Annotated in this window: 20 protein-coding genes; 12 read left to right on the top strand and 8 right to left on the bottom strand. The window is 55.6% G+C overall.

Annotated elements, in window-relative coordinates:
• Nucleotides 1–55 precede the first annotated feature (55 nt).
• Nucleotides 56–841, bottom strand: coding sequence for a ThuA domain-containing protein (locus K1718_RS03515; protein WP_265679730.1), 786 nt, complete (start codon nucleotides 839–841; stop codon nucleotides 56–58).
• Between the two features lie 223 nt (nucleotides 842–1,064).
• Between K1718_RS03515 and K1718_RS03510 the strand changes: the two genes are divergently transcribed.
• From K1718_RS03510 to K1718_RS03500, 3 genes are all read left to right on the top strand, one after another.
• Entirely contained in the window at nucleotides 1,065–1,439 is a 375-nt protein-coding gene (locus tag K1718_RS03510; RefSeq protein ID WP_152499583.1) for a hypothetical protein, read from the top strand.
• Between the two features lie 121 nt (nucleotides 1,440–1,560).
• Nucleotides 1,561–2,130: a TetR/AcrR family transcriptional regulator gene (locus tag K1718_RS03505; protein ID WP_265679731.1), complete on the top strand. Its 570-nt coding sequence runs from the start codon at nucleotides 1,561–1,563 to the stop codon at nucleotides 2,128–2,130.
• Nucleotides 2,131–2,259: 129 nt separating this feature from the next.
• Complete coding sequence (locus K1718_RS03500; RefSeq protein WP_152499581.1) at nucleotides 2,260–2,769, top strand: hypothetical protein; 510 nt, start codon at nucleotides 2,260–2,262, stop codon at nucleotides 2,767–2,769.
• On the opposite strand, the gene ggt is transcribed toward K1718_RS03500, so the two are convergent.
• Entirely contained in the window at nucleotides 2,763–4,508 is a 1,746-nt protein-coding gene (gene ggt / locus K1718_RS03495; protein ID WP_265679732.1) for a gamma-glutamyltransferase, read from the bottom strand. The genes K1718_RS03500 and ggt overlap by 7 nt on opposite strands.
• 179 nt (nucleotides 4,509–4,687) lie before the next feature.
• Here ggt and K1718_RS03490 point away from each other — a divergent pair, with 179 nt between their 5' ends.
• Nucleotides 4,688–5,053, top strand: a complete 366-nt coding sequence (locus K1718_RS03490) for a c-type cytochrome (RefSeq protein ID WP_152499579.1) — start codon at nucleotides 4,688–4,690, stop codon at nucleotides 5,051–5,053.
• Nucleotides 5,054–5,059: 6 nt separating this feature from the next.
• Here the strand turns inward: K1718_RS03490 and K1718_RS03485 are convergent, their stop codons facing one another.
• On the bottom strand, nucleotides 5,060–6,031 hold the full coding sequence (locus K1718_RS03485) for an endonuclease/exonuclease/phosphatase family protein (protein WP_152499578.1): 972 nt from the start codon (nucleotides 6,029–6,031) through the stop codon (nucleotides 5,060–5,062).
• 197 nt (nucleotides 6,032–6,228) lie between these two features.
• Here K1718_RS03485 and K1718_RS03480 point away from each other — a divergent pair, with 197 nt between their 5' ends.
• Complete coding sequence (locus K1718_RS03480; RefSeq protein WP_285806058.1) at nucleotides 6,229–6,519, top strand: YchJ family protein; 291 nt, start codon at nucleotides 6,229–6,231, stop codon at nucleotides 6,517–6,519.
• A gap of 53 nt (nucleotides 6,520–6,572) precedes the next feature.
• Here K1718_RS03480 and K1718_RS03475 read toward each other — a convergent pair whose 3' ends face one another.
• Nucleotides 6,573–7,337, bottom strand: coding sequence for an SDR family NAD(P)-dependent oxidoreductase (locus tag K1718_RS03475; protein ID WP_265679733.1), 765 nt, complete (start codon nucleotides 7,335–7,337; stop codon nucleotides 6,573–6,575).
• A 539-nt stretch (nucleotides 7,338–7,876) separates the two neighbouring features.
• Here K1718_RS03475 and K1718_RS03470 point away from each other — a divergent pair.
• The gene (locus tag K1718_RS03470) at nucleotides 7,877–9,301 is read left to right on the top strand and encodes a lipopolysaccharide biosynthesis protein (RefSeq protein ID WP_265679734.1); all 1,425 of its coding nucleotides are present in this window, start codon (nucleotides 7,877–7,879) and stop codon (nucleotides 9,299–9,301) included.
• Nucleotides 9,291–10,421, top strand: coding sequence for a GNAT family N-acetyltransferase (locus K1718_RS03465; RefSeq protein ID WP_265679735.1), 1,131 nt, complete (start codon nucleotides 9,291–9,293; stop codon nucleotides 10,419–10,421). The genes K1718_RS03470 and K1718_RS03465 overlap by 11 nt, the downstream gene beginning before the upstream one ends.
• Here the strand turns inward: K1718_RS03465 and K1718_RS03460 are convergent.
• The 3 genes from K1718_RS03460 to K1718_RS03450 form a co-directional block, all read right to left on the bottom strand.
• Nucleotides 10,411–12,051, bottom strand: coding sequence for an AMP-binding protein (locus K1718_RS03460; protein WP_265679736.1), 1,641 nt, complete (start codon nucleotides 12,049–12,051; stop codon nucleotides 10,411–10,413). The two genes, K1718_RS03465 and K1718_RS03460, sit on opposite strands and share 11 nt — an antisense overlap.
• 74 nt (nucleotides 12,052–12,125) lie before the next feature.
• Nucleotides 12,126–13,049: a site-specific tyrosine recombinase XerD gene (xerD, locus tag K1718_RS03455; RefSeq protein WP_265679737.1), complete on the bottom strand. Its 924-nt coding sequence runs from the start codon at nucleotides 13,047–13,049 to the stop codon at nucleotides 12,126–12,128.
• Between the two features lie 8 nt (nucleotides 13,050–13,057).
• Nucleotides 13,058–13,201, bottom strand: a complete 144-nt coding sequence (locus K1718_RS03450) for a hypothetical protein (RefSeq protein ID WP_173005876.1) — start codon at nucleotides 13,199–13,201, stop codon at nucleotides 13,058–13,060.
• 152 nt (nucleotides 13,202–13,353) lie between these two features.
• Here K1718_RS03450 and K1718_RS03445 point away from each other — a divergent pair, with 152 nt between their 5' ends.
• The 3 genes from K1718_RS03445 to K1718_RS03435 are packed head-to-tail and all read left to right on the top strand — an operon-like array spanning nucleotide 13,354 to nucleotide 16,485.
• Nucleotides 13,354–13,995 carry a shikimate kinase gene (locus K1718_RS03445; RefSeq protein WP_152499572.1) on the top strand — a complete coding sequence of 214 codons (642 nt, stop codon included), beginning with the start codon at nucleotides 13,354–13,356 and terminating at the stop codon, nucleotides 13,993–13,995.
• Nucleotides 13,996–14,023: 28 nt separating this feature from the next.
• Nucleotides 14,024–15,166: a 3-dehydroquinate synthase gene (gene aroB, locus K1718_RS03440; RefSeq protein WP_265682414.1), complete on the top strand. Its 1,143-nt coding sequence runs from the start codon at nucleotides 14,024–14,026 to the stop codon at nucleotides 15,164–15,166.
• Nucleotides 15,163–16,485, top strand: a complete 1,323-nt coding sequence (locus K1718_RS03435) for an HlyC/CorC family transporter (RefSeq protein WP_265679738.1) — start codon at nucleotides 15,163–15,165, stop codon at nucleotides 16,483–16,485. Before aroB ends, K1718_RS03435 begins: the two co-directional genes overlap by 4 nt.
• A 61-nt stretch (nucleotides 16,486–16,546) precedes the next feature.
• Here the strand turns inward: K1718_RS03435 and K1718_RS03430 are convergent, their stop codons facing one another.
• On the bottom strand, nucleotides 16,547–16,843 hold the full coding sequence (locus tag K1718_RS03430) for a BolA family protein (RefSeq protein ID WP_265679739.1): 297 nt from the start codon (nucleotides 16,841–16,843) through the stop codon (nucleotides 16,547–16,549).
• A 181-nt stretch (nucleotides 16,844–17,024) separates the two neighbouring features.
• On the opposite strand from K1718_RS03430, the gene K1718_RS03425 reads away from it, so the two are divergent.
• Together K1718_RS03425 and cobS are read left to right on the top strand one after the other, a co-directional pair.
• On the top strand, nucleotides 17,025–17,615 hold the full coding sequence (locus K1718_RS03425; RefSeq protein WP_152499569.1) for a J domain-containing protein: 591 nt from the start codon (nucleotides 17,025–17,027) through the stop codon (nucleotides 17,613–17,615).
• 65 nt (nucleotides 17,616–17,680) lie between these two features.
• Nucleotides 17,681–18,667, top strand: coding sequence for a cobaltochelatase subunit CobS (cobS, locus tag K1718_RS03420; protein WP_265679740.1), 987 nt, complete (start codon nucleotides 17,681–17,683; stop codon nucleotides 18,665–18,667).
• Nucleotides 18,668–18,670: the final 3 nt, after the last annotated feature.

Here is an 18,670-nt window from a genome sequence, read left to right as displayed (position 1 = left end):
TCCGCAGGAATGCCGAACACACGGCCACACCTGCGGTTTTGAAAAGGAAAGAATACTAGCGATACCCTTCTTCGCCTTCGGCGTGAAGTTTCGGTCCACGTTCCTCTATTTTTTCCGGCGCCGCATCGACCGGCACATTCGGAGCTGCATTCGGGTCGGCCAGCCGGTCCATTGGGTTGAAGGCCCACTTGACACCGTTCTTCAACACCTGACGAACGTGGTCGTTGTAATAGGTCGGGTAGGTTTCGTGCCCCGGCCTAAAATAGAAGATGCTGCCCGCACCGCGTTTGTAGGTCAGGCCCGACCGGAACACTTCGCCGCCCTGGAACCAGCTGATGAAAACCGTTTCCAGCGGTTCTGGCACACCGAACGGCTCGCCATACATTTCTTCCATTTCCAGCTCGAAGCTGTCCGGCAGACCTTTGGTGATCGGATGATTGCGGCTGGTAACCCAAAGCCGCTCGCGTTCACCGGCCTCGCGCCAGGTCAGATTGCAAGGTCCTCCCATCAGCCGCTTGAACGGTTTGGCGAAATGAGCGGAATGGAGAAACAACATGCCCATGCCGGACCAAACCGCATCGCAAACCCGGTCGACAACCTCGTCGGAAACGTCGCCATGGGCAGCATGACCCCACCACAACAGAACATCGGTTTCGCGCAACCGTTCTTCAGTCAAGCCATGCTCAGGATCCTGAAGTGTTGCTGTTGTGGCGTTGATATCGGGGTCTTCGTTCAAAGCCTCCGCAATGCACTCATGCATACCTTTCGGGTAGGTGTCCGCGACGATTTGGTTGTGCTGTTCGTGGACGTTTTCGCCCCAGACTACGGTTCTGATCGGCATTTGACCCTCCCGATTATGTGCGGTGTTTTGGATATGTAGGCTTCGGCAATCGACAAATTCCAAAGCGCTTTGGATAGCGCTATCATTGGATTTTGCAGGTGTCAAACGCACAGTCACGTTAAGCAAAAAAATGTGTCCTGCTGCCTGTGACCGGACGCCACATTGGCAGCATTCTCAAAAGCAGAATAACATACCATATGTTATGGTTTGTATGGAGGTGCCCATGAATTCTCTTCTGCTTTTCGCCAGTTTCCTCTCATTGCTGGTCTGTCTGCTTCACACATTTGCCGGCGGACGCGCCATCGCCGTTCCGCTTCTGAAGGCTCAGGATCTGCATCCGGTTCCGAAATACGTGACCTATTTCTGCTGGCACATCGTCACGATCGTACTTGCCATGCTTTCAGTTTTGTTTGTTGTTGCCGGTTTTCGGCCCCAAAGCCTGGAGTTGGCTTGGGTGGCAACAGCCCTTACAGCTTCATTCTTTCTTCTCGGCCTTGCAGTTCCTCCGATTAAGAAGCAGAAATACAAGGATATGCCGCAAGGCTGGCTGTTCCTGCCGATACTCATTCTAGGGGCTCTCGGTTCGGTCGGACTTTAGGCGGGCTCCGAGGACATCAGGTGCGGCATAACCTTGGAAAATCCAGTGCGCGGCAAAATCGAAAGCCAGGGATCGGAGCTCTGGCAGGATTGACGAGACATGGAAAGAGCAGCCAGGCAGGATGACTAAGCGCAAGCGTTTCGGAAAATCCGACTGGCTGTCGCTGGGACTGTCCCAGTTGAAATCGGATGGTCCTGCCGGACTGACCGTGGAGGCCCTTTGCAGCGCTGCCGAGCGTACACGCGGTTCGTTTTACCATCACTTCCAGGACCATGGTGTCTTCATCCTGGAAATGATGCAGGCATGGAAGCAGCAGCACACGCTGGATGTCGCCGACAAAACACTTGGCCCGGCAGTCAAAGACAGGCGCCAGAAACTGTCTCACCTTGCCAATCATCTGGATCATGAGCTGGAACGAAAAGTTCGTCAGTTCGCTCAGTCGAACAGTGCAACACGCGAAGTGCTGCAGGAAGTCGACAAGCTGAGAACCGATTTCGTCGCCGACCTTTACCGTGACCGCGGTCTGCCAGATGACGAAGCAATGCAGATCGCCCAGATCGAGTATGCGGCCTTTGTCGGCGCTCAGATCGTCTGGCCCGACATGCCGGCGCAGGACCGCATGGCGCTAGACCGGAAATTCGCAAAGCTTGTCTCAAACGAATATGCGGTCGACAAGAACACGAAAGAGTGAAGTCGCGCTTCACCTTTAATTAACCAGCTTCGAACGTGACACGCTTCCCGCCTACCGAATGTAACTGAATGGCAAGGACCTGACGCTAATCAATCTGCATCTTCAAATCGAGATGATCAGGTTACCGACATGCACGCGCTCCGTCAGCCCATAACCGCCGTTGTAATCATATTCTGGTTCAGTTTTTGGCTGCTGAACGGGCTCGACAAGTTCTTCGCCCGTCAGGACATCGGCTTGCTGCGCTGGTGGGGAAATCATCGGGTTGAAAAGTTCACCATGTATTTTGACAGGCTTTCGCTCGACCCCGCGTTCATCCAGGCGACACTGATCTTTGCCGGCGTGGTCGAATTTGCTGCTGCCGCGTTTTTTGTGGTGGCCGGTGTCAGACTGGTTCAGGGAAAACCCGGCGTGGCCTATCGCACGGACCTTGCCATCACGGTCTCAATCGTAGTGTTCCTTGGCTTCACCATCTTCGACGTTGTGGTAGGTGACCGGGCAGAACTGCTCGAGCACTCAACCTATATCGGTGTTCTCTTGATGTCGTTCCTGGCCGTGTCGGCGGAAAGTTTCTTCCAGCATCTTCGCGACCTCGACAGCAAGAGCGCGATCAACCGTCACTTCCCGCCAAAGGCTCAATAGCCGGCCGTCAAGGCACCGGGGCGTCTCGGATCGGATGCTCCGGCAAGAACATCGCCCACCTTCATGATCGACTGGGTCGAGCCCATCGCATTCTTGACCTCCACTTTGTGCCCCTTGGCTTCAAGCAGCTTGATCGTGTCCGGCGACAGGCCTTCCTCGATCCTGATCTCATCCGGCAGCCATTGATTGTGAACACGAGGGGCGGCAGTTGCTTCAGCAATGCTCATCTTGTGATCGACGATGTTCATGATGATCTGAAGAGTGGTCGTGATGATGCGGCTCCCTCCGGGTGAGCCCGTCGCCAGAAAAAACGTCCCATCCTTGAACACCAGTGTCGGGCTCATTGACGACAAGGGGCGCTTGCCGCCTTCAACAGCGTTGGCGGTGCCACCAATCAATCCATAGGCGTTTGGAACGCCCGGCTTTGCCGAAAAATCATCGAGCTCGTTGTTAAGCAGCACACCTGTCCCATCGGCCGTCATCCCCACGCCGTAGGAAAAGTTGAGCGTATAGGTGTTGGAAACCGCGTTACCGTCCTTGTCGACAACTGAAAAATGCGTGGTTTCGTTGCTCTCGTAAGGAAGCGGATCCGCAGGCTTGATCTGCTCAGAGGGTGTCGCCACTTCCAGATCGATTGTTTTGACAAGTTCGGCCGCATAAGCAGGTGACGTCAGTCCTTTGACCGGAACATCCACATAGTCGGGATCGCCCAGATACTTCGACCGGTCAGCATAAGCCCGCCGCATGGCTTCTGCCATGACGTGGATCGTATCGGCCGAATTCGGACCGAACTCCGCGATAGGGAAGGCTTCGAGCATATTGAGGATCTCGACAATATGAACACCGCCAGACGATGGTGGCGGCATGGACGCAATCTCGTATCCCCGATAGGTGCCGGTGACCGCGTCGCGCCAAACCGGTTCGTAACCGGCAAGATCATCAACGGTCATGCCGCCGCCCGCCTGTTGAACCTTTGCCGCAATCCGTTCGGCGGTTTCACCTTTGTAAAACCCTTCAGCTCCCTTGTCGGCGATCATCCGCAAGGTGTTGGCCAAATCGCTCTGGACCAGAGTTTCACCCGGCAAATAAGGCACACCACCGGCCTTGTAGAAAATCTCAGCCGTTGCAGGGTCCTTCGTCAAACGCTCAATCCTTGCCGCGAGAGCGCCCGAAAGGCTTGGAGTTACCGTGATGCCTTCGTCTGCAAGCTTGATGGCTGGTGCCACAAGATCAGCCCAGCTGAGGTTGCCGCTGCCATGTTTGTCAAAGGCTTCGGCAAATCCGGCAACCGTCCCGGGCACTCCAACTGCAAGACCGGAATACCTCGACTTGTCCTTGTCCGGCTCGCCGTCATCGCCAAGAAACATGTCCTTGAACGCGGCAGCCGGTGCCTTTTCCCGATAGTCCAATGCTTTGGTTTCATCGCTGGCGGACATGTGGATCATCATGAAACCTCCGCCGCCCAGATTCCCCGCGCGCGGCAACGTCACCGCAAGGGCAAAACCCGTTGCAATTGCCGCATCGACGGCATTTCCGCCTTGCTTCAGGATATCAACGCCGACTTGCGTCGCGACGGCTTCCTGACTGGCAACCATCCCGTTTTGCGCCGTGACGGAATGGAAGCGGTCGGTGAGTGAATAGATCGGCGTCTCCTGTGCCGCAACGTGCTGCACTGGCAAGGCGATGAGTGCCGACGCAACGCCGAACACCGACAGAAATGACTTGAAACACACACGCATGGCCGCCTCCGAAAAAATGAACCAGGACCCACTGTGGCTGAGGACAACGCGAGTAGCAATTCAAAAACGCGCGGTGGTTGAGGGATTGATCCACCGCAAGGCGTTTATGTTGATTAGCGGCCATCCTCAATCCGTCAGTTGACGCCTTAGATGAACACTGGCGAAAACAAGGAGGGTGCATGACCGGCAATTCAGTTCGCAACCAGGCAACCGCATATCGCACGGCGTGTCTTGCTCTGCCCGTCCTCGCGGCAGCTGTTCTGGGACTATCGGTTTCTACAGCAACTGTGCAGGCAGCAGACGCTTCTGTTGGAAAGACTCTTGCGCTGCAGTGGTGTTCCTCTTGTCATCTCGTCGCAGAAGACCAGAAAACCGCCTCCAGCGTATCTCTTCCCAGCTTCTACGACATGGCCGGAGATCCGGGTTGGACCGAAGAAACCCTCGCGACATTTCTTGCCGATCCGCACCCAAAAATGCCCAACATGTCGTTGCAGACACGGGAAATCGCCGACCTTGCCCGCTACATCAGTTCACTGCAGCCATAAGCTGTCTCAGAGCGCAAATTCCGCCAGCATGGCAGCGTGATAAGACCCTGCATAATCACTGCCATCTGCATCGAAAACCTCGTCGAGCAGATCGTAGTTGAACACCTTGAAATCGACTGTACAGTCGGTCATGGCCGCACTCGCCAGAATGTGGTCAAGCGCTTGTCCACGCCCTCTGTGAATGACCGTTTGACGGCGTTCGGGAGGTAGGGCGCGGTCGAGTTGGAACAATCGCCTTTTTTCCAGATCGGGTGAGCCGGTGTCATCAGGGTCGGCGCGAAGCAACCTCAAAGTGCCGGTTTCCCCGGTCGCGTTGAAGTCTCCCGCAAGCACGATCCGGGCTTCTTCATTGTCATCAAGCAGCTCCTCCACTGCGAGGCGTAGTTCGAGTGCCTGCGCAGTCTGCTTGAAAACCGACAACTGATATCCTTCAGCCCAGGCAGCAATGTTTTTCCATGATCGGTCAGCTCTCTTAGCACCGCGGATCATAGCGGCGATCGGTGCACGCAAATGGACGGCGAAAAGATGAAGAGGTGTCGACGCCCCGACGTCAATTTCCGCCTGGAGAACAGGCCGCTCGAAAAGCACCGTTTGCGGGCTTTCGTAGGGCGGCTCGGCAGTTTTGGGTTGCCAGAGGGCCGGGTGAGCATGCAATTGATAGAGACTTGAATACCCTCGAACAGGATATCTGGAAAGGATCACCAGATTGTGCCTGTCTCCCGGACCTTTCCCGGACGGACGATCACTCGTTGCCCGGTGGAAAGCCTCATACGGTGTTCCTTGCAAAAGCTGATCCAGAGCCAGAAATTGTCGTTTCTTGTTGCCTTTCACTTTTTGCGCATTCACCTCCTGTAAGCAGAGAATGTCAGCGTCTAGCTCAAGTATTTTCGGCTTTAGCGCTCTCAACCGCGGTGCCAGTGCCTCTGGATCAAATTTGTCCGATCCAAATGATTCCAGATTGAATGTCGCAAGTCTCATGAACGCGTCCGGGTTTCCAGGTCTGTCGTCAGAAACCATAGCGATGCACGGCAGCCAGTGGTAGAGAGCCCCGACTGGTGAATTCGGAGACCTTCATGAGCAATGATGTCTGTCCGTGCGGCAGCAACTGCAGTTATGATGCATGTTGCGGTCCTTTTGTTGACGGAAATGCACTGCCCGAGACAGCTGAGGCGCTAATGCGTTCACGCTACTCGGCCTATGTGAAAGGCAAGATTGCCTACCTGAAAACGACATACTGGCCCAAGTATCAGGCAGAATTCGATGAAGTTGGCACAGCGCGATGGGCGGCGGAGAACCATTGGACGGGTTTGAACGTTCTGAAGACCGAAAAGGGTCTCAAGACAGACCGGGACGGCACAGTTCTTTTCGAAGCCAGTTACCTCGCTGCTGGCAAGTTGAACACTCATCGGGAACTAAGCCGGTTCCGCAAGAAGGCGGGACGCTGGTACTACGTCGAGGCAATCTGAATGCGACCGCACCATCAACGCTTCAACGGTGCGGTTGCCATGAATTCACGAACCTAGTTCCGTCCGGCCATCACACCGCCATCCACGTCCCAGATTGCACCAGTCACCCAGCTTGCTTCATCTGAAAGAAGAAAATCGACCGTCGCTGCCACATCCTCAACCGTACCGATACGGCCGACGGGATGGAATGCATCAAAACCCTTGAGTGTCTGTGAGATCTCGTCTTCCGGAATGAACGCTCCATAGATAGGTGTTTCCACCACCGCAGGCGCGACGGCATTTACGCGAATACCTTTTTCGCCGAGTTCCATAGCCAGGTGCTGTGTCATGGAATGCAGGCCTGCCTTGGCCATCGAGTATGCCGAAGATGGCGTTGCCTTGATTGCCTGATGCGCCCACATGGACCCGATGTTGACTATTGATCCCGATCCGGTCGCGGTCATTTTGCGGGCGACGGCCTGGGTCAGCAGGAAGGTGCCTCTATTGTAGTCGTGGTAGAGGTCATAGTCCTGGGCAGTATGATCGAGGTAGGGTTTCGGACTGAAATAACCTGCCGCGTTGACCAGATAACGAATGTTGCCTTCAAGTGCGTCGACTTTACCGACCAGCGACTGCACGTCGTCCGTATTTGTGACATCGGCCTGCCAGGTCATCACGTCAACGGAATGCTCCGCCTCGATATCCGCCTTTGCGGTCGAAAGTTTGTCGGCATTCCGCCCGACCAGAACTGGTGTCACGCCGCGCGCGGCAAGCCTTTTCGCGGTCGCCAATCCCATTCCGGATGAACCGCCTTGAATGATTGCAAAGATCTGGGCCACTGCTTCAACTCCTATTTATCTACTAGTTGGTAGGTATAGAGATGTATCAACTCTCGACCCGGCAAAGTCAACACTTATCTATCAATAGGTAGATAACACTCATGTGACTGACCAGATTGATTTGCGACGTCCGATCGAAAGCAAGGGAAACTGAAGAAAACAGGCACGTTCTCGATAGTGCCTAAAAACTGTCCGGCCCCTGCGATTGGCGGCGGGTGCAGGGACCGGACTAAACTGCGGATCGAAGGGGAGGCAGCCCTCATCATCCGCAATGCAAAATCAGATTTCTCTCATTCGGGCCAATGATTAGGGCCGTTGAAGGAGTAGTGACGACTCAGCATCAGTATGTTCTCTATTTGTTCCAATCTGCTTTTATAAGTCAAGTGGATTGTTTCATGCTCCTTTGAGCCATTTTCCATCTCGAAATCCTATTTCATCACGCATCTGTGAAACCAAAGCCGTCCAGTTCCCCAGTTCGCTAGAGAAAATTAAGTCCCTCATGTCACAAATACGGAATATTTGCTGCAAAGGACCCGTCGTTGCGTTTCACTTCCAACTCCTGGACAAAGCGTCTTCACAGCGCCTCCTGGCCTCAGGTTTTGGGCAAAGGAGGTGAACAGATTAGAGCTGTCTTGAATGGCAAGGGCAGCGACAATCACGCCGCGGGCCGCATGGCGGTATCCACGTTTGCCATCCGGATCGGTGGTGCTGCGCTCGCGTATCTTTCGCAGATTGTCTTCGCGCGCGCGCTCGGTGCGCATGACTACGGCATCTATTCTGTTGCGTGGACCTTGGTCATCATACTCGGGGTCATGTCCTGCGGCGGGTTCTCTGCCTCCGCCAACAGGTTCCTGCCACAATACCGGCAGGCAAGCGATCTGGATGGACTGCGCGGTTTCCTCTTTGCAAGCCGGGTTTCGGCTTTCTTGATAGGCGCCGCAACGGCTATTCTGGGTATTGGCATAGTGTTTCTGGTCAGCCCGATCATAGAGCCCTACTACGTTCAACCCATCGCGGTTGTCTTGCTGGCACTGCCGTTCTTTGCGTTCGGACTGGTCCAGGATGGCATTGCGCGAAGTTACGACTGGTCGTCCCTGTCGATGTTGCCGACCTATATCTGGCGGCCACTCACCATCCTGATATTGCTTTTTGTGGCGATATTCGCCGGACTGAAAGCAGATGCCCTCACAATGGCAACCGTCGCAATTTGCGCGGCAATGCTCATCGCGCTCTATCAGTATTTGCAGCTCAGCCGCCGGCTTTCGCACCAGGTACCGATCGGTCCGCGCAGGATTGAGTTGAAGAACTGGATCCTGATCTCATTGCCAATGTTGATGGTGGATGGATTTCTGCAGCTGATCACCAGTGCCGATGTCATTATGGTCAGTTTTTTCCAGGATCCGGACGAAGTCGCCATATATTTCGCGGCCTCACGCACGTTGGCCCTGGTGCATTTTGTCTATTTCGCAGTTCGTGCGGCATCGGCACACAGGTTCTCCGACTATATGCACAGGCAAGACCAGAAGGGCCTTGAAGACTATGTTCGCAAAGCCACACACTGGACGTTCTGGCCGTCGCTTTTGGCAGGTGCAGGGCTTTTGCTCATCGCCCCGTTGCTACTGGCCCTCTTCGGCAGTGGTTATGAAAGCGGTTACCAGCTGATCGCCATTTTGATGATCGGCGTTCTCGCGCGTGCATCTGTTGGTCCTGCCGACGCGCTATTGACCATGACAGGGCATCAGAAGAACTGCGCCGGTATTTATGCGGTCACGTTTCTGCTCAACGTTCTTCTAAACCTTGCCTTCATTCCGCTACTTGGCCTCGCCGGTGCGGCGATCGCAACAAGTTGCGCAATTCTTTTTGAAGCATCAGCGCTTGCATTGGTTGCCAAACGCAAGCTGAATATCACGACATTTGTTCTTCTATTGCTTTTTCCACCCAAGGACCGCCAGGTTGATCAGTGATCAGACAGCCGCACAGCAGTACCAGATCCTTGAGTTCGATCCGCTGAGCGCAACGGTTCCGGAAGCGAACTGGCGGCAGCTTGCGAAACTTTCAATCGATCCCAATCCGTTTTTCGGGCCTGAATTCCTAAAACCGTTTCTGGAGCACACGGCCAACAGGGCGGTTCGCCTTGTCGTCGTCAGAGAAAAACAAAAGCAGCACTGGCTGGCAGCTGCACCAGTCGGTCGCCGCAGACTTGGCATTGCCTTTCCCGTCACTTCGACCTGGGCAACTGAGTATTCTCCGCTGGGAACACCGCTCTTGCACCCGGATGCCTCGCAAGGCGCAATTGCCGCCTTTCTGCACGCCATGGGCGGCTCAAAAAGTGTGCTCGCTTTCCCCTATCTCCCGCTGCACTCTGCATCAGCTGACAGATTGAGATCGGCGATGGCGGAACGTTATCGTTCGACCACATGTGCGACCAGAGCAGCTCACGCAGCCGGCGAAACCGGGAACCAACAGCTTGAATCGGCCTATAGCGGCAAACGGCGCAAGGAAATGCGCCGCCTCTTGCGCAGACTTGATGACCACGGCACGACGCGGTTTTCCAGTTTGTCTGGCCACGAAGCCGTTCAGGGATTTGAATCCTTTCTGCATCTGGAAGCCAAGGGCTGGAAAGGACGGGCGGGAACCGCACTTTTGAGCACACCGGAAACCGCAGCATTCGCGCGCGCGGCAATTGCAAACCGCTCAGCAGAAGACGGTGTTCGTATCGATCAGCTTTGGGCAGGCAACACACTTGTGGCCGCACTGGTCCTCTTTGTGGAGGGGGGAGCTGTTTTTTCCTGGAAAATCGCCTTTGACGAAGAGTTCGCCCGATATTCTCCGGGAGCCCAGATTGCCGTACATGCGTTTCGGGAAAACCTGAAACTGAATGGCTTCAAAGGCGCGGATTCCCTTGCCATTCCGGGACACACCATGATTGAGCCACTTTGGAGAGGACGCCTTGAAACCTGCACGTTGCTTTATTCAGGAGGGGCATTCAGCGCACAGCTTTGCGCTCTGTGTCAGGCGGACCTGGAATTGGAACAGCGGCTTCGGCGCCTTGTGAGACAGCTCAAGAAACGCGTCAGGCCCTGACCGATATCTCGTCACGCGCCTGCTGACGAAGTTTCCGTCGTATGACCTTGCCGGTGGTGGTCATCGGAAGCTCATCCACAAATTCGATCTCTCGCGGGTATTCGTGCGCAGACAACCTTTCGCGAACAAATCCGCGAATGTCGTCTTCGAGCTGCTCACCACCTTCTGCGTCCGGTTTCAAAACGACATAGGCTTTGACGATCTCGGTGCGCAGCGAATCGGGCTTGCCAATAGCTGCCGCCAGCGCGATCGAAGGGTGCTTGATCAAACAATCCTCGATTTCCCCCGGACCGATCCGGTAACTTGCCGAAGTGATGATGTCATCGTCTCGCCCGACAAAATGAACATACCCATCCTCATCCATGACCCCCTGGTCACCGGTAATCATCCAGTCATCAATGAACTTGTCCCGGGTTGCTTCTGGCTTGTTCCAATATTCCAGAAACATCACCGGATCCGGCCGCTTCACGGCAATTTGCCCGAGTGTTTCAGGCGGTAAAGGCATGCCTGTGTCGTCGATAATGGCAACGGCGTGCCCCGGAATTGCCTTGCCGATGGCGCCGGAACGGCTGACGCCGAGTTCTGCGACAGACCCCAGAACCGCATTGCATTCGGTTTGTCCATAAAACTCGTTGACCGCAAACCCGAATTCTCCCTGGAACCAGTCATACGTTTCGCGCCCAAGGGACTCGCCTGCAGAACCAACGCTCCTCCAGGCGAGATTGAAGCGGCGGGCAGGACTGTCTACGGCTCGCAGCATTTTCAGCGCTGTTGGCGGAATGAAGGCATTGCGAACGCCTTCTCGTTCAAGCAATTTAAAGGCGAATTCGGGATCGAATTTTCGGGTGGCATGAGACAACACAGGAACGCCGAGTGTAAGCGCCGGAAACAACGCGTTTAACAAGCCGCCGGCCCAGGCCCAATCCGCCGGCGTCCAAAGAAAATCTCCGTCTCGCCCCAGGAAATTCTGTGAAAGCTCAATCCCCGGCATGTGCCCGAATAGGACCCGGTGCCCATGCAACACACCTTTAGGCTGGCCGGTTGTTCCCGACGTATAGATCATCAGTGCGGGATCATCTGGTGTGGAGGCAATAGTTTCGAAGCGATCCGATGCCTTGGCTTGCAGATCGTCGAAACAACAGACCCCTGATTGCGGTCCATCCGTGGAGACGACAAGGTCAAGATCGGGAAGATCCTCACGGATTTGGGAGAGTTTTTCGAGCCCTGCGGAATCGGTCACAAGCGCCTTTGCGCCGGAATCCGACAAGCGGTACCGCAAGGCCTCCAAACCGAAAAGTGCTGCAAGAGGAACGGCGATTGCGCCGATTTTGTAGGCAGCAAGATGTGCAACCGCGGTTTCAGGAACCTGAGGCAATAGCAGTGCCACCCGGTCACCTCGCCTGATGCCTTTCGCGACAAATGCATTGGCAATTCGATTGGCGGCCTGATTGAGACGCTGGTGGCTCCAGTCCCGTACATCGCCATTCGTCAGCACTTGGCGAATTGCCAGACGCTCTGGATCTTTCGCAGCCCACACGTCGCTGATGGCGGCAGCCATGTTGTAGGTTGCGGGCAAAGACCATTGAAAACGGGTGTTCAGCGTTTCGTAGTCGCCGGCAGGTTCCAGCATGCATGTTTCCCGATGCTATATTTTTGGGCAGCGGAGTGTAAGGCGACGAATGCTGCAGCGCAATAGAGCGGAACTCAACGCCGCGCCAACGGGTGCGCGCTCTCGACGAGCTCCCTCAGACGTTCGTCGAGAACATGGGTGTAAATCTGCGTCGTTGAGATATCGGCATGACCGAGAAGCTGCTGCACAACGCGCAAATCAGCACCGTTTTGCAGAAGATGCGAGGCAAAGGCATGCCGGAGTACATGCGGTGAGACTTTTGTCGCCGGAAGTCCGGCTGCAACTGCCAGATCCTTGAGTTCCCTTGCAAAATGCTGACGTGTCAGGTGACCGCTGTCACCGTGAGAGGGAAACAGCCAGGGACTTTTCTCATAAGCGCCTTCCGCCGACCTCAAGGCCACATAATCTTTCATGGCGGCCTGTGCGGCATGGGACAAGGGGACCAAACGCTCTTTGCCACCTTTGCCGGTGATTTCGATGAGGCGCGCGTCGCGCAAAGCTGCGGTAACCGGAAGCGCAACAAGTTCAGAAACGCGCAGTCCAGTGGCATAAAGAACTTCTATAAGCGTATAGAGGCGCTGTGCACGCAGGCGGGCAGCCGAACTCTTCTGGGGCGTCGCAGCACCCCGTTCAGCAGTTTCAATCAATCGGTCGACATCGTCGACAGACAACACTTTTGGAAGTGCTGCTCGCCGCTTGGGTGCTGACAATGTGCGTGTCGGATCATCCTCTCGAACACCTTCAGAGTAGAGGAACTTGTAGAACTGTTTGAGGGCTGACAATCTCCGGGCCTGTGACGTCTCGGCAAACCCTCGGCGGTTCAGATCCCCGAGATACGCTGAAATCTTGTCTGTGCCGGCATCGGCAAGGTTTGTGCGACCGAGAAATCCCGAGAAGTCTTCAAGATCACGGCGATAGCTTTCAAGCGTGTTTTCGGCCGCACCACGCTCTGCTGCCAACATCTCAAGAAACGTTTCGAGATCGAAACCGGTTGCCAAATCAGACCCTATCGGCCAAAGCCGTCCTTCTTGACGCGAACGGTAATCTCCCGCTCACGCGGGTCGACGAAATTCGCCAGCGCAAACACCGCGCCATAGCCAAGTGCACCCAGCAGCAACAACACCAGCAGCAGGCGGGTCAGGGTTGGCACAAGCGGACTCCCGAGCAAAAAGCGTGAATGCCATAGGCGAATCGGTCACCGGATTGTTTCAAGAAGACCCCGTCCAGCGCAAGTGATGACGTTAAGGTATCCGAAACAAGATCAGCCCGTGTCTTTTTTGGTGAATATGATACAACGCCGCCATGACGAAAAATGACAAGACACAGGACCTGGAAACGGGCCCTGAGTGGACAAATGCCAGAGATATCGATTTGGCCGGGCTCCTTAAAAAGCTCGGGCATCGCTCTATTGTTTTGGTTGGAATTATGGGCTGCGGAAAATCCACAGTCGGCAAGCGGCTTGCCCAGCGCCTGGGTCTTGAATTCATCGATGCTGATTCCGAAATAGAGCGTGCAGCAAACATGACGGTATCAGAAATTTTTGCAGAACATGGCGAACCTTATTTCCGCAGTGGCGAAGAACGGGTCATTGCGCGGATATTGCGAGAGGGTCCCCAGGTTCTTGCCACCGGTGGCGGCGCTTTCATGAGCGATGCCACCCGCCAGGAAATTTCCGAACACGGGGTTTCGATCTGGTTGAAAGTGGATTTTGAAACGGTCATGGCACGCGTTCGGCGCCGGTCAACGAGACCGCTGCTGCAAAATCCCGATCCTGAAGGCACGATGCGAAACCTTCTGGCAAAGCGCGAACCCGTTTATGCGCGTGCTGCGCTGACCGTCACATCCAAGGAAGTTCCGCACGAAACGGTGGTCGACCAGATCGTCATCACGTTGGCCGACTATCTTGATCGCGACGATGCGCAAAGTGCCTCGGCAGCATCCTGAAACACAGAAATTCAAAGACAAAATGACAATGGAAGCAAACGTGGCTGACGCAGCCGAAGCAGAGCGAACTCAGGTCAAAGTCGATCTCGGCGCCCGCAGCTACGACATCAAGATCGGGCGCGGAGTGATGGATGCGGCCGGCGCGGAGATCGCCGCCGTCTTGCCCGGCGCACGCCTTGCAGTGGTTGTTGACGAGACGGTTGCGAAATTGCATCAAAAAGCGTTTTCCGAAAGCCTCAATGCCGCTGGCCTTGAACACACTGTGCTGACCGTGCCTAGCGGCGAAAGCAGCAAGTGTTTTCGGGAATTCGAACGCCTCTGTGATGAAGTGCTGGCGGCAAGGCTGGAACGTGGCGATGGCATTGTCGCGCTTGGCGGCGGTGTCGTTGGCGACCTCACAGGCTTTGTTGCGTCTGCGGTCCGTCGCGGCATGTCTTTCGTCCAGGTACCCACCACGCTTCTGGCTCAGGTAGACAGCTCCGTCGGAGGTAAAACAGGCATCAACGCCCGGCATGGCAAGAATCTCATCGGAGCATTCCATCAACCCGCATTGGTTCTCGCCGACACGGCTATTCTGGATACATTGCCGATCCGCGATTTTCGCGCAGGCTATGCGGAAGTTGCCAAATACGGCCTCCTTGGAGATGAGCCTTTCTTCCGTTGGCTGGAAGCCAACTGGAAAGCGGTCTTTGCAGGAGGTCCCGAACGCGACCAAGCCGTCGCCCGGTCCTGCCAGGCCAAAGCCGATGTCGTGGCCGCTGATGAACTGGAGGCGGGACGACGTGCATTGCTTAATCTCGGCCATACTTTCGGCCACGCACTTGAAGCAGCCGTCTCGTATGAAACCGAGCGCGTCGTGCACGGAGAAGGTGTCTCGATCGGAATGATGCTTGCGCACGAGTTTTCAGAAAAACTGCAGCTGATTGACGAGGTGACCGTTGCGCGCGTCCAGAAGCACCTGACAGATGTCGGACTTCCGGTCTCGCTGAAAGATGTTCCAGGCCAGTTACCACCTGCAGAAACCTTTATGGACATCATCGCTCAGGACAAAAAGGTCAGTCGCGGCGCACTCACGTTCATTTTGACCCGCGGTGTCGGTGAAGCCTTTGTTGAAAAAGGCGTCGATCCGGCACTGGTATCGGATTTCCTCAAGGAGAAACTTGAAACATGATGGAAACGTCTCTCTGGCTGGCGGTCGGCGCCATTCTGGTGCTTCTGTTCCTGTCCGGTTTCTTCTCCGGCTCCGAAACGGCGCTGACCGCAGCTTCGCGGGCGCGCATGCACCAGATCGAAAAAAACGGCGATTGGCGAGCCCGGGTGGCCAGCCGGCTAATTGCCAACAGGGAAAGGCTGATCGGCGCGCTGCTGCTTGGCAACAACCTGGTCAATATTCTGGCATCCGCGCTCGCCACGAGTGTTTTTCTCTCGCTTTTCGGCGAAGCGGGCGTAGCTTTGGCGACCCTGGTCATGACGGCTCTGGTTCTTGTTTTTGCGGAAGTCCTTCCAAAAACATGGGCCATTTCAAATCCGGAACGATTTGCCGTGATGGTTTCACCCATTGTGCGGGTGGTGGTTGCCGTCTTCGGACCGGTTGTTGCTGGCGTCGAGGTGATCGTCAGGATGATCTTGCGCGTTGTCGGCATCAACGTCGGAGCCGACACCTTCATCTTGTCCGCGCATGAAGAACTGCGCGGCGCTGTCGATCTGCAACATATCGAAGGCGGTCTGGAAAAGGGTGAACGCGACCGCCTCGGCGGCCTTTTGGACCTGGCCGAACTGGAAGTGTCCGACGTCATGGTTCACAGGACCAACATGGTCGCCCTCAATGTTGACGAGGACCCTGCAAAGCTTGTCGAGGCCGCCCTCGCCTCTCCGTACACACGGCTGCCTCTTTGGCGCGGTGAAAGCGACAATTTTGTTGGCGTCCTTCATGCAAAGGACCTGCTGCGCGCACTCCACGCAGCCGATGGTGGCACCGACGGCATAAACATTTTGGACATTGCCGCACCTGCATGGTTTGTGCCGGACACGACCAGCCTTCAGGATCAGTTGAACGCGTTCCTGCGACACAAGTCCCACTTCTCGCTCGTCGTCGACGAATATGGCGAGGTGATGGGCCTTGTGACCCTGGAAGACATTCTGGAAGAAATCGTGGGGGAAATCGCGGACGAGCACGATGTGGAACTGGAAGGCTTGAGACCACAAGCTGACGGCTCGGTCATTGTGGACGGGTCAGTGCCTATCCGTGACCTCAACCGTGCGGCAGACTGGAGCCTGCCCGACGATGAAGCGACGACTATCGCCGGACTTGTCATTCACGAAGCGCGCATGATTCCGGAAGAACGCCAGATTTTCACGTTTCACGGTTTCAGGTTCACGGTCCTGCGCCGAGAGAAAAACAGGATCACGCGCCTTCGGATCATGCCGCTTGGCCAGATACCTGGCGTAAAAGCTCCAGCTGTCGCTCCAACGACACGGATCGAGGCATAAGGTGTTTTTTCGCAGTTAAGCAGTGTCGCTCCACGCAGGCGGCGACGGCGAGGCTGAGCGACTAGCCGGCCACTCTTGCCGCACGGGGATCAGGTTCGCTGTCGGACCGGATCTCCAGAGCCAGCGCATGTACACCGCTCTCCAGTTCTTGCGCCAACAGGTCATTAATTGCCCTGTGGCGCGCGACGCGGTTCATGCCTTCGAAGGCGGCCGAGGCAATCTGGACCCTAAAGTGGGTTTCTCCGCCTTCACGCCACCCGCCATGACCCTTGTGCTTGTCTGACTCGTCTATGACGTTCAGAAATGAGGGGGAAAAGGCCGCGTGAAGCTTGTCGGCAATGATCTGTTTTGTACTCATATGCGTTTATGTGACGTATGCGAATTCGAAGTTCAAGTCTTTGCTGGCTCGACCGGGCCTGATAAGGTTTCGGGCTGTCCGACCTCCGGGAGCCACTGCTTGGCAAAATAGCTTTGGATACCGGATCAATGAAACGACCGGCGGGTTGCCCGCCGAGGCTCAGGCTTCAATATTTCGCACCATGAAACTGGATTCAAAAATTTTCGACGGTATTCGGGTCAAGCCGGACAAGGAGCGGGCGCAACAGGATCGCCATCCGGTCTGCGACCACCCCGGCTGCAACCGTCCTGGAATGCACCGGGCACCGAAAGGTCGCAATCGGGAGGGGCAGTATTTCAACTTCTGTGTCGACCATGTCCGCGAGTACAACAAGTCCTATAATTATTTCAACGGGATGGGCGACGACGACGTCCGGAGCTATCAAAAAGATAGCCTGACAGGACATCGTCCGACCTGGAAAATGGGTGTGAATCGCCAGGCTGCAGACGGGCCTGATGGGTTCGACGCGAGGGAAGGTATGCGCTCCAATGCGCAACGCCGTGCAGAATCCATACGTCGTCCGCGCCAAAGAAAATTACTAACGCTTGAAAAACGCTCCCTGGATGTGCTCAATCTGCCATACACAGCCCGTGGCGATGAGATCAAAGCGCGCTATAAAGAGCTTGTTAAATTGAACCATCCGGATGCCAATGGCGGTGACAGGTCTTCCGAAGACCGCCTGCGGGAAATTATTCAGGCCTACAACGTCCTGAAAAAAGCCGGTTTCCTTTAAGCCCGCAGGGTCCTGCAGGCTTTCCCCAAATGACCCTTCCCGACATTCGGGACAGCGGAGGACTGATGACTGAGACGACGACCGCGGCTATGGCCATGCCGGATACTGAAGTTTCTGTAAGTGAGGTTTTCGGCTTCAAGTCGAATCTCAAGGTACCGGCATTTTCCGCCGCATCCGAGCATGTGCCCGAGCGCGACGAGGACTACCTGTTCGACCGGGCTACCACGCTGGCCATTCTGGCAGGCTTTGCGCACAATCGGCGCGTCATGGTGACCGGCTATCACGGTACGGGCAAGTCGACGCATATCGAGCAGGTGGCAGCCCGTCTCAACTGGCCCTGTATCCGCGTCAATCTGGACAGCCACATCTCGCGTATCGATCTTGTCGGCAAGGATGCGATCGTCATCAAGGACGGTCAGCAGGTCACCGAGTTCAAGGACGGCATTCTGCCCTGGGCCTACCAGCATAATGTCGCGCTTGTGTTCGACGAATACGATGCCGGTCGCCCGGACGTGATGTTTGTGATCCAGAGAATTCTGGAATCGTCCGGCCGCTTGACCCTGCTTGATCAAAGCCGCGTTATCCGCCCGCACGCCGCCTTCCGTCTGTTTGCAACTGCAAATACCGTGGGACTCGGAGATACTTCGGGTCTTTATCACGGCACGCAACAGATCAACCAGGCTCAGATGGACCGCTGGTCCATTGTCACAACGCTGAACTATCTGCCACATGACAATGAAGTCGACATCGTTCTGTCGAAAGCAAAGCATTTCCAGACAGACGAAGGCCGAACTATCGTCTCCAAAATGGTGCGTCTGGCGGATATGACCAGAAATGCGTTCATCAACGGCGACCTGTCTACGGTCATGAGCCCGAGAACGGTCATCACATGGGCGGAAAATGCCGAGATTTTCGGCGACGTCGGATTTGCCTTCAGACTGACCTTCCTCAACAAATGCGACGACATGGAACAATCGCTGGTCGCAGAGTTCTATCAGCGCTGTTTCGGCGAGGATCTGCCGGAATCTTCCGTAAATGTCGTCATGAGCTGAGGG

The sequence above is a fragment of the Roseibium porphyridii genome (genome assembly GCF_026191725.2).
Classification (GTDB): Bacteria; Pseudomonadota; Alphaproteobacteria; order Rhizobiales; family Stappiaceae; genus Roseibium; species Roseibium porphyridii.
This window is presented reverse-complemented; position numbering and strand designations above follow the sequence as displayed.

Bases quoted from the DNA above. Each gene is read 5' to 3' on its own strand.
- K1718_RS03515 (WP_265679730.1), bottom strand. From the start codon at position 841: ATGCCGATCAGAACCGTAGTCTGGGGCGAAAACGTCCACGAACAGCAC.
- K1718_RS03510 (WP_152499583.1), top strand. From the start codon at position 1,065: ATGAATTCTCTTCTGCTTTTCGCCAGTTTCCTCTCATTGCTGGTCTGT.
- K1718_RS03505 (WP_265679731.1), top strand. From the start codon at position 1,561: ATGACTAAGCGCAAGCGTTTCGGAAAATCCGACTGGCTGTCGCTGGGA.
- K1718_RS03500 (WP_152499581.1), top strand. From the start codon at position 2,260: ATGCACGCGCTCCGTCAGCCCATAACCGCCGTTGTAATCATATTCTGG.
- ggt (WP_265679732.1), bottom strand. From the start codon at position 4,508: ATGCGTGTGTGTTTCAAGTCATTTCTGTCGGTGTTCGGCGTTGCGTCG.
- K1718_RS03490 (WP_152499579.1), top strand. From the start codon at position 4,688: ATGACCGGCAATTCAGTTCGCAACCAGGCAACCGCATATCGCACGGCG.
- K1718_RS03485 (WP_152499578.1), bottom strand. From the start codon at position 6,031: ATGAGACTTGCGACATTCAATCTGGAATCATTTGGATCGGACAAATTT.
- K1718_RS03480 (WP_285806058.1), top strand. From the start codon at position 6,229: ATGCGTTCACGCTACTCGGCCTATGTGAAAGGCAAGATTGCCTACCTG.
- K1718_RS03460 (WP_265679736.1), bottom strand. From the start codon at position 12,051: ATGCTGGAACCTGCCGGCGACTACGAAACGCTGAACACCCGTTTTCAA.
- K1718_RS03445 (WP_152499572.1), top strand. From the start codon at position 13,354: ATGACGAAAAATGACAAGACACAGGACCTGGAAACGGGCCCTGAGTGG.
- aroB (WP_265682414.1), top strand. From the start codon at position 14,024: ATGGAAGCAAACGTGGCTGACGCAGCCGAAGCAGAGCGAACTCAGGTC.
- K1718_RS03435 (WP_265679738.1), top strand. From the start codon at position 15,163: ATGATGGAAACGTCTCTCTGGCTGGCGGTCGGCGCCATTCTGGTGCTT.
- K1718_RS03430 (WP_265679739.1), bottom strand. From the start codon at position 16,843: ATGAGTACAAAACAGATCATTGCCGACAAGCTTCACGCGGCCTTTTCC.
- K1718_RS03425 (WP_152499569.1), top strand. From the start codon at position 17,025: ATGAAACTGGATTCAAAAATTTTCGACGGTATTCGGGTCAAGCCGGAC.
- cobS (WP_265679740.1), top strand. From the start codon at position 17,681: ATGACTGAGACGACGACCGCGGCTATGGCCATGCCGGATACTGAAGTT.